The organism is Gordonia jinghuaiqii, assembly GCF_014041935.1.
GTDB classification, from domain to species: Bacteria; Actinomycetota; Actinomycetes; order Mycobacteriales; family Mycobacteriaceae; genus Gordonia; species Gordonia jinghuaiqii.
On the sequence record NZ_CP059491.1, the window covers coordinates 4,693,167 to 4,705,444 of the forward strand.

Here is a 12,278-nt window from a genome sequence, read left to right on the forward strand (position 1 = left end):
GGTGCCCGATGGCCCCACGCATCTTCGCCGACCGGCTCGACGCCGGGCGTCGCCTGGGGGCGCGGGTGGCCGCCGTGCTGCGCTCCCGGTCGCCGGCACCGGGGACGGGCCCGACACCGCTCGTCCTGGGTCTGGCCCGCGGTGGTGTCCCCGTCGCCCGGGAGGTTGCCGACGCGATCGCCGACGCATCCGGCGCCTGCGATCTGGATGTGCTGGTGGTCCGCAAGATCGGGGCGCCCGGGCACGAGGAGTTCGCGATGGGAGCACTGACCGCCGACCACCTCGTGGTCAACGACGACATCCCACGCCGTCTCGGCGTCTCGGCCGCCGAGTTCGACTCGGCGGCCGACCGCCAGCGGCGCATCCTGCACGACAGGGAACGGCTCTATCGCGGTGACCGGCCGCGGCTCGACGTCCGCGGCCGGCCGGTCGTGCTGGTCGACGACGGACTTGCCACGGGTTCCACGATGGCTGTGGCGATCGACTCGGTGCGGGAGGCAGGAGGGGCGGCGGTGATCGTCGCGGTGCCAACAGCACCCTCGGATTCGATTGCGCCCCTGCGTGATCGAGGTGTCAGCGAGGTGGTCGTCCTCAGCACACCGGAGCCGTTCCACGCCGTCGGTCTCTCCTATGAGGACTTCACACAGGTCGACGACGCCGCCGTCATCGCAGCGCTGGACCAGTCACGGGAGTAGCGGCCCGGCACCCTCAGGAGTCCGAACCATCCTGACCCCGAGAGTCTTTGAGCAGGAGTGCGGCGAGGCCGGCGCGGTCGTTCACGTCGAGCTTGGCGTACGCCCGCAACAGATGTCCTTCGACGGTGCGCACCGAGACGGTGAGCCGTTGCGCGATCTCCTTGTTGGACAGGCCCGCTGCGGCCAGGTTCGCGATCTCGCGTTCGCGTGAGGTGATCGGCAGGGGTTGCGCCGCGGAGACGAGGGCAGGTGTGCGCAGTCCGCCGCACTGCGAGGCCAGCCGGTTGGCCACCGCGGCCGAGGCGACCGTCGCCGACCGTTTACCTGCCGCGTCGTGCAGGACACTTGCCTGTGCCGCCGCATCGGCGGCCGACAGCCGCACCCCGCATTCCTCGAAATCGGCTGAGCACAGGTCGAGTTCGACGGCATCGCCATCTCGCAGCGCCGCGGCGTGGCGCGCATAGATGTCCGAGAGCGGGCCGTCGACGACGAGGGACAACTCGGCGAGCCGCTCCGCGACGCCGGTGTCCCCGAAGCGCGCGGCGGTGTGCAGCGCCTCGGCCTCGATCGCGAACTGCGCGGTTTCCCGCGCGTCCCCGGCGGCTCGATGGGCGAGTTCGACGGCAGGGGTGATCGTGCCGGCGGAGGCCACCTGCCAGGCTTCGGCGATCGAGAGCATCGGCCCGAAGACCGCCACATGTTTCCCGGACTTACTCTGCGCCTTGGCCAATGCCTCCGCGGCGCGATCGGACAACCCGAGTGCGCTGAGGGCCTGGACCAGGAATATGTGGGCCGGGAAGTTCCATGACTCGGAGAACTGTCCACTGTCGAGGATGGCCAGCGTCTGCTCCATGCGGCGGATGACCGTCGCGCACGATCCGCGCGCGAGTTCCACGGCCGCGACCAGGACCCCGGACATGGCCCACCCGAGATACTGGGCGGTCTGCGCCGCGGTCGCCAGGCGGTCGGCGGCAGCTGCCGCGTCGTCGAGCCGGCCGGTGAGCGTGAGGGCCAGTGTCTCGCCGAACCCGGTGGGAAACCGCAGCAATCCGTCGACCTCGACCTCGCGCGCGTGTGCTGCCAGCACGCTGACCTCGCCACCCCGGCCCGCGACCGCACGTGCGAGGCTCCCGCCGAAGACCGCCCACTCGACCGCCCAGGGCAACGACGTCTTCTCGTCGAAGATGTTGTTGGAGAGAGCGATCGCCTCGTCGACGCGGTTCTCGAAGAGAGCACAGGCCGACGCCATCCCGGTGACGATGGGCCTCAGACCCGGATCGGTGACCCGCTCGCCGACGAGCCGAAGGAACTCTTCGGCGCGGTCCGCGTCGCCCAGCGCCCAGAACGTGTTGCCGATGATGAGCGTTCCCCACCGCACGAGTTGCACCTCGTCGAGATCGTCCGGGGAGAACCGCGACAAGATCTCCTCGGCCTCGTCGGGGTGGCTCTGCCACATCAGCGCTCGCGCAAGGAGTTCTGCCTCGTCCAGGCCACCACCCTCGGCCAGTGCGGCGCGGGCGAACCGCTCCCCCAGGGCAGTCTGTGCCAGGTTCAGCGCGTCACGGGCCGCGGTGCGCACCAGTGCGAGGTCGATCTCGACGTCGCTCTCGATGGCGAGGTCGGCGAGCCGAATCCGTTCGGCAGGCGTGCGCGTCGGACGTGACCGGAGTGCTTCGACGAGCCGTCCGCGGAGTCGCCGGGACGACAGCTGCCCGAGTCGCCCGCGGATGACCTCGCCGAACAACGGGTGGTGGAATGCGACGTCGAGGCGGCGGCCGTCGCGTGTGATGCGGACCAGGCCGGCGATCTCGGCTTGCTCGACCGCCTCCTCGCCGGCGAGTTCGGCGAGGACATCGATGTCGAGCGGTTCGCACAGGCTCAGGTACTTGAGAGCATCGAGCACCGAGGCGTCGAGCTGTTCGATGCGTCCCTCGAGCAACGACGCGAGCTCCGAGGTGATCGCGGCGCGCCCGCGTAACTGCCAGACCCCGTTGACCTGTCGCAACGTGTTGGCCTGCCGGGCGCCGTCGACCAGGTGCCGCAGGAACAGCGCGTTGCCGCCCGAGGCGTCCCACATCAGAGTGGCCGAATGCTCCTCGAGCTGGCCGCCGAGTACCGACTCGATGAGATCGACGCTCTGGTCTCTGGTGAACGGCGACAACGTGATCCGGGTGAGATGGTGGTCCTTCCACAACGACGTCACGGCATCGGGGACCGTTTCGCCGCTGCGGACGGTCGCCACGATGTGCACCGCGCGATCGATCGCGAGTTGATGCAGCAGAGTGGCCGAGAGCTCGTCGAGCAGGTGAGCGTCGTCGACGCCGATGACCACGTCGCCGGCGGCGAGCAGTGATTCGCGGGCCGCGGCCAGGTAGGTGACCGGATCACTCGACGTCGCCGGGCCGACGAGGTGGGCGAACACCCCGAGCGGAATCGAGCGCGCGGATTCCGTGCCGGCCACCCAGCGCACACCGGTGGGCAGTTCGGCGGTGACATGTCGGGCGAGCGTCGTCTTGCCGACTCCCGAATCGCCGGTCAGGACAACACCACAACCACTCGTCTGACCACTGAGGGCGGCCTGGATCGTGCGGAACTCCCGCTCGCGCTCGACAAGCGGCCAATTCGTGGACATATCCGGGGATTTTAGTCTGCTGAGGCGCCACCGCGGGCGTCGCCGACGGACCAATATGTGTCGGACAGGCCTACCGAACTACGCATCCCGGGCATCGGTGACCACCGCGGCGACCACGAGGAGCACAACGGTGAACACCGCGAAGTAGAGCAACGATCCGTAGGCGTTCCAGTGGAAGGAGTCGTCACCACCGGCGAGAAAGTTCCAGCCGTTGAGGAACGGCAGGAACGGCGCGATGTGCTCGCCCACGCGAGGCAGCACCGAGACGATGCGTTCGAGCGCCAGCATCCAGACGAGCACGATCGCGACGGCCCCGGCCGAATGTCGCACGAGGGCACCCACGGCCAGACCGACCAGTGCGCACAGCATCGCGAAAACCGGGGTGCCCCACAGGTGTCGGGCGGTTTCCGGACCACCCAGTGCCATACCGTGTCCCGCGAGTGCCTGTGCGAGAACCACACCGACCAGCGCGACGACCGCGGTGACGACCAGGGCGAGTCCGCCGAAGACCACCGCTTTCGCGATCAGCACCGACGGCCGCCCGGGTACGGCGGCGAAGGTGGGACGGATCGTGCCGAAGCGATATTCGCTGGTGATCCCGAGGACGGCCATGATGGCGAGTACCGCCACCCCGAACTGGTCGAGTCCGATCAGAAAATCGTCGGTGAGACTGTCGATCTCACCGGGTTCGCCGTGCCCGCCACTCAGAAGGGCACCCAGCAGCGCGGCGAAGCCCACCCCGAGGACGAACACGACGCCCAGACACCAGTACGGCGACCGGGTACTGGCGAGTTTGATGCGTTCGGCGTTGACGGCGGCGATCATCGGCGCTCTCCCCCGGTTCGCACCGGTCCGGGCTGGGCTGCCGCGGACTGGGCTGGCGCGGACCGGGCCACCGCGGGTTGCCCTCCGCCGGCCGGGTTTCCGCCGTGATAGTCGACGGCATGTGCGGTCATCGACATGAACACCTCTTCCAGGGAGGCCGACTCGGCGGTGAGTTCGTGCAGAGCGACACCTGCGGCGGCTGCCACGTCGCCGACCTGATCTGTCGTCGCATCGGGCACCCGCATCACCGGACGCCCCTGTGGATCCGGGTCGCCGGGAGCGGGATTCAGCCCGGCCGCGACGAGCGCGGTGTGCAGCACCTCGAGCTGCGGGCCGCGCACGCGCACCGAGTGCCGCGCCCGGCCGGTGAACTCGGTGACCGAGCAGTCGGCGATCAGGCGTCCCCGGCCGATGACCACGAGATGGTCAGCGGTCAGCGACATCTCGGTGAGCAGGTGGCTGGACACGAGAACGGTGCGGCCCTGGGCGGCGAGGTCGCGCATGAAGCCGCGAATCCAGACGATGCCCTCGGGGTCGAGGCCGTTGACCGGCTCGTCGAACAGCAGGGTGTGCGGGTCGCCGAGGAGCGCGCCGGCCAGCCCGAGACGCTGCGACATCCCGAGCGAGAACCCGCCGGCACGCTTCTTGGCCACCGCCGACAAGCCGACGGTCTCGAGCACTTCGTCGACTCGGGCGACGGGGATCTGGTTGCTGGCAGCCAACCAGCGGAGATGGGAGCGCGCGCTGCGATTCGGGTGGACCCAGCGGGCGTCGAGCAGCGCACCCACCTGACGGAGAGGATGGTCGAGGTCCCGGTAGCGCCGGCCGTTGACCGTGGCCGATCCCGACGTCGGACGGTCGAGGCCGAGCATCATTCTCATCGTTGTCGATTTACCCGCCCCGTTGGGCCCGAGGAATCCGGTCACACAACCCGGCCCCACCTCGAAGGTGAGGTTGTCGACGGCGCGATGACCGCCGAAGTCCTTCGTCAGATTCTCTACCCGCAGCACGCCTCGACCATAGCCGTCGATCGTCGATGGGCCCGGTGTGTCATTCGGACGGCCTGTCGGGCGTGTACGCGCGGTCCCGTTCGGGGGCGGGCGAGGACGCCTGGGCCCAGAACCGCCTGGGGATCCGTCCGGCCTGCGCGGCCAACCGCCCGGCGACGACCGCGTGGCGCATCGCGGTCGCCATCTGTTCGGGATGTTCGGCCCGGGTGACCGCGGTGGCCAGAAGGACGGCGTCACAACCGAGTTCCATCGCCCGCGCCGCGTCGCTGGCGGTGCCGATCCCGGCGTCGAGGATCACCGGCAGCGGTGCGTCGAACCGATTGGCGCAGTGATCGACGATCATCTCGATGTTGTGCGGGTTGAGAATTCCCAGTCCGGTCCCGATGGGGGCACCGAGCGGCATCACCGCGGCCACCCCGAGATCGGCGAGGCGAGCGGCGAGCACGGGGTCGTCGTTGGTGTAGGCGAGCACGACGAATCCATCGGCGACGAGAGCCGCGGCGGCATCGACGAGTTCGATGGCGTCGGGCATGAGGGTGCGCTCGTCGGCGACCACTTCGAGCTTGACCCAGTCGGTGTCGAACGCCTCGCGGGCGAGCTGCGCGGTGAGCACGGCCTCGGCGGTGGTGTGGCATCCGGCGGTGTTGGGCAGCACCGCTATGTCGAGGCGCCGCAGGAGGTCGAACACGCCGGTGCCGGAACCGGCGTCGACGCGGCGCACCGCGACGGTGGTCAGTTCGGTTCCCGAGGCCACCAGTGCCCGTTCGAGGGTCGCGAGATTGGTCGCACCGCCGGTCCCGGTGATGAGCCGCGACGAGAACTCACGGCCCGCGATACGCAGCGGATCAACGGGAAGCCCGGGTTCAGCCACCCTGCACCGCCGTGACGATCTCGACGACGGCGCCGTCGGTCATCGTGTGCTGGGCCCAGCGTCCGCGGGGGACGACCGTGCCGTCCACGGCCACCGCGATCCCCCGATCGGGTAGGCCGAGCCCGGCGACCACATCGCCCACCGAGGTGTGGGACCCGACGTCGACGTTCTCACCGTTCACCGTGATGCTCATCGGTCTTCTCCTTCCAGAATGGACAGAACAGTCTCCGCGGTCCCGGGCGCGAGCACGATGCCGTTGCGGCCGTGTCCGGTCGCGACCACCGTCCGCGCGTCGACGCGTCTCACGACGGGCAGTCCGTCGGCCGTGCAGGGTCGCAGACCGGCGGCGACCTCGGTCAGCTCGTAGGTGCGCAGACCGGGCATGACCTCGATCGCGTCAGCCAGCAGGTCGGCGACGCCACCCGCCTGGGGTTGCCGGTCCGCACTCCCCTCGGGTTCGTATTGTGTTGCGCCGACCACGATTCCGTCGTTCCGGGGTACCAGGTAGACCGCTCGGCCGTGCAGCCGCGCGCGGATGACGTGCTCGGGCGGCGGCACCGACCACCGGGTTCGGCGAAGTCGCAGGATCTCTCCCTTGGCCGCGTGCAGACGGGCGTCGGGCCACAGCGCGGGGGTCCCGAGGCCGGCCGCGAGCAGGACCTGGGTGTCGGGGCCGGCGAGGGCGTCGAGCTCGGCGCGGGAGTCGACACGGGCGTCGACCAGCTGCACCCCGGCCGCGGTGGCCGCCGACCGCAGGGTGCTCAGGAGCCGCCGGTTGTCGACCGACCACTCCCCCGCGGCTCGGTAACCCCCGACGAGACGCGAGCTCAACGACGGTTCGAGGGCGCGGATGTCGCGGGCGGTGACGGCCTCGAGCGTGGCGTCGGTCTGCGGCCGGCGTGCCCAGACGAAGTCCGCGAGATGCCGGAGGTATTCGGCGTCTGCCGCGGCTGCCGCGACGAACAGCGAATCCGTCGCCGTCACGACGCCGGGATCGCCGAGACGTGTGATCAGTGCCGGCCAGCGGCGGACCGAGTCCACCGACAGCGCGAGCGCCGCCTCCTCGCCGGGATGTCCCTCCCCGAGGGAACCGAGCATGCCCCCGGCGACCCACGACGCGCGCTCGGCGGCACCGGCGTCGAGCACGCGGACCTGCCAGCCGGCGTCGGCCGCGACGAGTGCGCAGGTCAGCCCGATGATTCCGCCGCCGACGACGATCAGGCCGCGGCCGGTAGAGCTGCCGACGGCAGGACGACGGTCGGGATGGCTCACGTGGAATCACCTTCCTTCGCCGGAATGACCCGGATCAGGTTCGACGGTCAGCGGAGGGGTCCCGCACTCTCAGCCCGGCCGACCCGGGCTCCCGTGTGTTCGTACGATCACCCTACCTCCCGTCCGTGCGGCGGGCGGCTAGCCTTGGCGCCGTGACGACCCCGCCCCACGATTCCCGGTCCGCAGATTCCCGACTCCCTGAACACGGCGTGGGCGCCGACCGCCGTCGGCGCCTCGACTCGGCGCGGCTGTACCTGTGCACCGACGCCCGGCGCGAGCGGGGCGACCTGCTCGACTTCGTGGACGCCGCACTCGCGGGCGGCGTCGACGTGGTGCAGCTGCGCGACAAGGGTTCGGCCGGTGAGCGGGAGTTCGGAACCCTCGAGGCGGGTGAGGAACTCGCGATCCTCGCCGGGATGCGGGAGGTCGCACAGGCGCACGGCGCGCTGCTGGCCGTCAACGACCGGGCCGACATCGCGGCCCTGTCCGGGGCGGACGTGCTCCACGTCGGCCAGGGGGACCTTCCGCCGCGGGCCGCCCGGCGGGTCGTCGGGCCCGATGTCGTTCTCGGATTGTCGACGCACGACCCCGCTCAGGCCGCCGCCGCCAACGCCGACCCCGACGTCGACTACTTCTGCGTCGGACCGTGCTGGACGACGCCGACCAAGCCGGGGCGCGCCGCCGCCGGCCTCGATCTCGTGACCTCCACTGCCGCGGCGCAACCCACGAAACCATGGTTCGCCATCGGCGGGATCGATGCCGCGCGCGTACCCGAGGTCACCGTCCGAGGCGCACGGCGCATCGTCGTGGTCCGTGCGATCACCGCGGCCGACGATCCCGCGGCCGCCGCCCGGGAGCTCCTCGGCCGGCTGTAGGAAACCGCCCCTGGAAACCACCCCGGTCGGGTGGACCGGACACATATCGTCGTCGACGCCCCTCCTGAGGGCGGTTTACGGGGCCAGTTTTCGGCCGGGGCGGTCGGCGAGGGCGGTGCGGAAGTCGTTTGCCTGCGTTCGAGGCCGGGTCTAAGCTGGACCGATCATGTCGTACATCTCGAGCGCACTCGTAGCCCGCCGCAGCGGGGTCTGAATCTGACCGACCCCCCGCTGCGGGTCGGTTGCGCTCTCTCGTCGGTCATCCTCTCTTCGACCGGAATCGACTCACGAGATGCACACACGTCCTCAGTCCTCCCACTCCTGTTCGTGCGATGAGCACCGTTCACGGAATGACGTCCGCGCCCAGCCCGCGAGCGACACCTTCGCCGCTCGCTTCGGCGGCCCGCTCCCGACGGGATTGCGCGAGGAGACCACCGGCATGACCTGGCAATCGTTCACCGACGCATACGCGTCGAGCGGCACGATCCGGCTGGGTTCGTGGTCGGTCGAACGGTGCAGGCAGGACCTGGTCGAATGCCGGGCGACCCTCGCGGTCGCCGACCGCATCATCTCGATGTCGGCCGTCGCAGCGGGCCCGGTCGGCGCGATGACGTCGATCCTGCACGGCATCGGCGCACCGGTGCAGATCGTCCGCCTGCACCAACGTGAGGTCGACGGCCTGATCACCACATTCCTGCTCTGCGAAAACGACGGCCGCCAGGCGTGGGCGATCGGCGAGGGCACGAGCGGCGACGAGGCGAATGTCCACGCACTCATCGCCGGAGCCAACCGGCTCGACGCCGGCCGCGTCAGCTCATCTGCGCGCTGAGCACGCGGGCCGACGGGTCAGCCCTGGGGGTCGAGCATCGCGATGCGTGCCCGCAGCGTCGGCCAGGCCAGCCCGAACGCCGGATGCAGCGGGAGCTGGTCGACGCGCTGCTCGTCGACCCAGCGGAGCTCCGTCGACTCGAAGTTGGCGACGGTGCGCACCGGCTCGTCGGTCTCGGCGATCACCGTGGTGTAGGTCCAGCCGCCGGGGGACTCATGCGTGACGACCGCGGCGACCACCCGGAGGTCGTCGCCGGTGATGCCCGCTTCCTCCTGGGCCTCACGGATCGCGGTGTCGATCGCGCCCTCATGCGAGTCGCGGGCTCCGCCGGGCAGCGCCCAGGTTCCGCCCTGGTGTGACCATGCGGCGCGATGCTGCAAGAGCACACCCGTCGAACCCTCGGGCAGCGGCGCCCGCAGGAGGAGCCCGGCCGCACCGTGGACACCCCAATACCGTGAGCCGTCGGGATCGATCACCCAACCGTCGCCGTCTCCGCGCACCACTCCTCCTCGCACACCCCGTCCCCGTCTGCCCCTGTGTCGGGTCGAGTGACGGGTTGGCTTCCACCGTAAGTGAGTGGCGCACGACCTGCCAGGAACACGGCAAACCACGAGGCGACACCGCGGCGCCGATGAACCCCGGAGGAACCCATACCTATGGCCTAGGCTGAAACACGCGCAACCCGGTGATCGATGACCCAGATGACACGACACCTGGCGTTGATCGCCCGGCCACGGAACTCCGGAACGTGCAACCGGTGACCGTAGAACTCCCACCGGAGACGATCCAGCGTTCGAGAAGGGATCAGGTAGGTGACCGGCGACGCGTCCTCGGTGCGGACGGCACTCACCCGTGGCGGCCGCACGATCCGCCCCGCCCAGGCCACCCCGCCGATCCGTCAGGTTCTCGCCGATCGCCGCGCACTCGTCGCCACGGCACGCGAACGCGCGCAGTCCCCCTTCCAGACCCTCCGGCACTACGCCGTCACGACGCCCGGCAAGCTCATCATCATCTGTACGATCCTCGCGCTCGGATGTCTGGGGACCGGCTTGTACGCCTCGACGGTCCTCGAAAACCGCACCCAGACCCTGCAGCGGCTGATCGACCGGACCGAGCCGCTCGCGGAGGCCGCCCAGGTTCTCTACAGCTCGCTGTCCATCGCCGACGCCTCGGCCAGCGCCGCGTTCATCTCGGGCGGTCTGGAATCGCCGGAGCTGCGGCAGCGCTACTCCGATGCACTCGCCACGGCGGCGTCGTCGTTGATCCTGGCGACCGGGACCTCCAGCGAACCCGGTTCCGGCATGGCCGCGAACAGGACCGAACAGGCGCTCAGTTCCGACCTCAAGACCCTGTCGACGTCGATCCCCGTCTACAGCGGACTCATCGAGACCGCGCGCACCAACAACCGGCTCGGCAATCCGGTCGGCTCGGCATACCTCGGGCAGGCGTCGTCGATGATGCAGGACCAGATCCTGCCCGCCGCGCAACGCCTGTACGAGCGCCGTTCGATGGCCATCGCCGATCCGCAGCGCTCGCTCACCCGCCCGCCGTGGACGGTGTACACGGGCCTGCTCTTGCTGCTCACCGCGCTGGTGCTGACGTCGCGCTACCTCGCCCGCCGGACCCGACGCCGCTTCAACATCGGCATCGTCTCGGCCGTCATGGCGCTGGCCATCGGCACGCTGTGGCTGCTGGCGTCGGGCCTGCTGTCGGTCGCGGCGACCAGCGATGCACGCACCGACGGCGCCGACCCGCTGCGCGAACTCACCGCCGCCCGCATCCTCACCCAGCAGGCGAGATCGGCCGAGACGCTGTCGCTGATCCGGCGTGGGGACCAGGGCGGCCTCGAGCGCACGTTCTCCGCGGCGACCAACGAGATCGGCAAGATCGTCGACGAGGTGCGCGCGACGACCGAGGACGGGGACAGTGCGGTGTCCACCGAGCAGCTCGACGCGGTCACCGCCGAGCTCAGGGAGTGGCAGCGAACCGACGCCGCCGTCCGGCGCTACATCCAGATCGGCGACTTCAGCCGAGCCCGCCTGCACACCGTCGGCGACGGACCCGACAGCTCGGCGAGCGCGTACACCGCCGTCGACACCGGTCTCGTCGACGCGATCACCACCGCGCGCACCTCGTTCCGGGACGACATCAACACCGCTCAGCGCGTGCTGGGATTCACCGGCACGGGCATCTTGCTGCTCACCCTCTTCGCCGCCATCGCCGTCGTCGGCGGCCTCATCCCGCGGATACGGGAGTACCGATGACACGCCCTGTTACCAGCCGCCGCCGGACAGTCCTCGTGCCGGCGGTTCTCCTGATGTTGATCGCCGTGGTCGCGACGGGATGTGTGCGGTTTCCCGCACCGGAGTCACCACCACCGACCGCCACCGCCGGTTCGCCGGTACTCCCCGGCGTGCAGACCGATGTGCCCGTCGAACCACCACCGAGTTCGGAAGCGTGCAACGCGACGCTGACGCTGCGGCCGCCCGCGCAGATGCCCGAGCCGGGCCGGATGCCGCCGAACTCGACGATGGCCGGCATCCTCGAGCGTGGCCGGCTGATCGTCGGCCTCGACATCGGGTCCAACCTGTTCAGTTTCCGCGACCCGATCTCCGGTGACATCCAGGGCTTCGACGTCGACCTCGCCCACGAGATCGCGGGTGCCATCTTCGGCGACGACCGACGGGTGGAGTTCCAGGTGCTGAGTTCGGCACAGCGGATCGACGCGCTGCGCGACAAGACGGTCGACGTGGTGATCAAGACGATGAGCATCACCTGCGACCGCCTGGACGACATCAGCTTCTCCGCGCCCTATTATGTTGCCTCGCAACGCATCCTGTCGTTCCGCAACTCGTCGATCATCGGTCCCGCCCAGCTCGCGGACAAGCGGGTCTGCGCGGCCCGCGGCACCACCTCGATCGGCCGCCTGCAGTCCATCCAGCCACGCGCACGCATGGTCAGCACCACCACCTGGGCCGACTGCCTGGTCCTGATGCAGCAGGGTCAGATCGACGCGGTGACCACCGACGACGCCATCCTCGCGGGCCTCGCCGCCCAGGACCCGTGGGTTCGGGTCGTCGGTCCCAGCCTCGGCGAGGAGTTCTACGGCGTCGGTATCCCGAAGGGCCAGGACGACATGGTCCGGTTCGTCAACGGTGTGCTCGAGAACATGCGCGCGACCGGTCGGTGGCAGCAGATCCGCGACCGCTGGCTGTCCATCCTCGACAGTGGATTCGGCGCTCCCCAGCCGTACTACCGGGACTGACGCC

At 70.0% G+C, this 12,278-nt stretch carries 12 protein-coding genes and 1 riboswitch; of the genes, 5 read left to right on the forward strand and 7 right to left on the reverse strand.

Annotated elements, in window-relative coordinates:
* Positions 1-8: 8 nt before the first annotated feature.
* Complete coding sequence (locus H1R19_RS20890; protein ID WP_219850056.1) at positions 9-695, forward strand: phosphoribosyltransferase; 687 nt, start codon at positions 9-11, stop codon at positions 693-695.
* A 13-nt stretch (positions 696-708) separates the two neighbouring features.
* Here H1R19_RS20890 and H1R19_RS20895 read toward each other — a convergent pair whose 3' ends face one another.
* From H1R19_RS20895 to thiO, 6 genes are all read right to left on the reverse strand, one after another.
* Positions 709-3,327, reverse strand: a complete 2,619-nt coding sequence (locus H1R19_RS20895) for a LuxR C-terminal-related transcriptional regulator (protein WP_188328217.1) — start codon at positions 3,325-3,327, stop codon at positions 709-711.
* A 78-nt stretch (positions 3,328-3,405) separates the two neighbouring features.
* Complete coding sequence (locus H1R19_RS20900) at positions 3,406-4,152, reverse strand: ABC transporter permease (protein WP_219850057.1); 747 nt, start codon at positions 4,150-4,152, stop codon at positions 3,406-3,408.
* Positions 4,149-5,162, reverse strand: a complete 1,014-nt coding sequence (locus H1R19_RS20905) for an ABC transporter ATP-binding protein (protein WP_244970785.1) — start codon at positions 5,160-5,162, stop codon at positions 4,149-4,151. Before H1R19_RS20905 ends, H1R19_RS20900 begins: the two co-directional genes overlap by 4 nt.
* 40 nt (positions 5,163-5,202) lie before the next feature.
* Positions 5,203-6,033 (reverse strand): thiazole synthase, encoded by an 831-nt coding sequence (gene thiG / locus H1R19_RS20910; RefSeq protein WP_280527223.1) that lies wholly within the window; start codon positions 6,031-6,033, stop codon positions 5,203-5,205.
* On the reverse strand, positions 6,026-6,226 hold the full coding sequence (gene thiS / locus H1R19_RS20915; protein WP_188328219.1) for a sulfur carrier protein ThiS: 201 nt from the start codon (positions 6,224-6,226) through the stop codon (positions 6,026-6,028). The genes thiG and thiS overlap by 8 nt, the downstream gene beginning before the upstream one ends.
* Entirely contained in the window at positions 6,223-7,305 is a 1,083-nt protein-coding gene (thiO, locus tag H1R19_RS20920) for a glycine oxidase ThiO (RefSeq protein WP_244970786.1), read from the reverse strand. Before thiO ends, thiS begins: the two co-directional genes overlap by 4 nt.
* Positions 7,299-7,410, reverse strand: a riboswitch (TPP riboswitch). (Overlaps the previous gene by 7 nt.)
* Positions 7,411-7,457: 47 nt before the next feature.
* Here thiO and thiE point away from each other — a divergent pair.
* Both thiE and H1R19_RS20930 read left to right on the forward strand, forming a co-directional pair.
* Complete coding sequence (thiE, locus tag H1R19_RS20925) at positions 7,458-8,180, forward strand: thiamine phosphate synthase (RefSeq protein ID WP_219850058.1); 723 nt, start codon at positions 7,458-7,460, stop codon at positions 8,178-8,180.
* Positions 8,181-8,619: 439 nt separating this feature from the next.
* Positions 8,620-9,009 (forward strand): hypothetical protein, encoded by a 390-nt coding sequence (locus H1R19_RS20930; protein WP_219851823.1) that lies wholly within the window; start codon positions 8,620-8,622, stop codon positions 9,007-9,009.
* 17 nt (positions 9,010-9,026) lie between these two features.
* Here the strand turns inward: H1R19_RS20930 and H1R19_RS20935 are convergent, their stop codons facing one another.
* Positions 9,027-9,509, reverse strand: a complete 483-nt coding sequence (locus H1R19_RS20935; RefSeq protein ID WP_188328222.1) for an NUDIX hydrolase — start codon at positions 9,507-9,509, stop codon at positions 9,027-9,029.
* 312 nt (positions 9,510-9,821) lie between these two features.
* Here H1R19_RS20935 and H1R19_RS20940 point away from each other — a divergent pair, with 312 nt between their 5' ends.
* A complete protein-coding gene (locus tag H1R19_RS20940) occupies positions 9,822-11,273 on the forward strand; it encodes a hypothetical protein (RefSeq protein WP_188328223.1) in 1,452 nt (483 codons plus the stop codon).
* Complete coding sequence (locus H1R19_RS20945; protein WP_219850059.1) at positions 11,270-12,274, forward strand: glutamate ABC transporter substrate-binding protein; 1,005 nt, start codon at positions 11,270-11,272, stop codon at positions 12,272-12,274. The genes H1R19_RS20940 and H1R19_RS20945 overlap by 4 nt, the downstream gene beginning before the upstream one ends.
* Positions 12,275-12,278 lie beyond the last annotated feature (4 nt).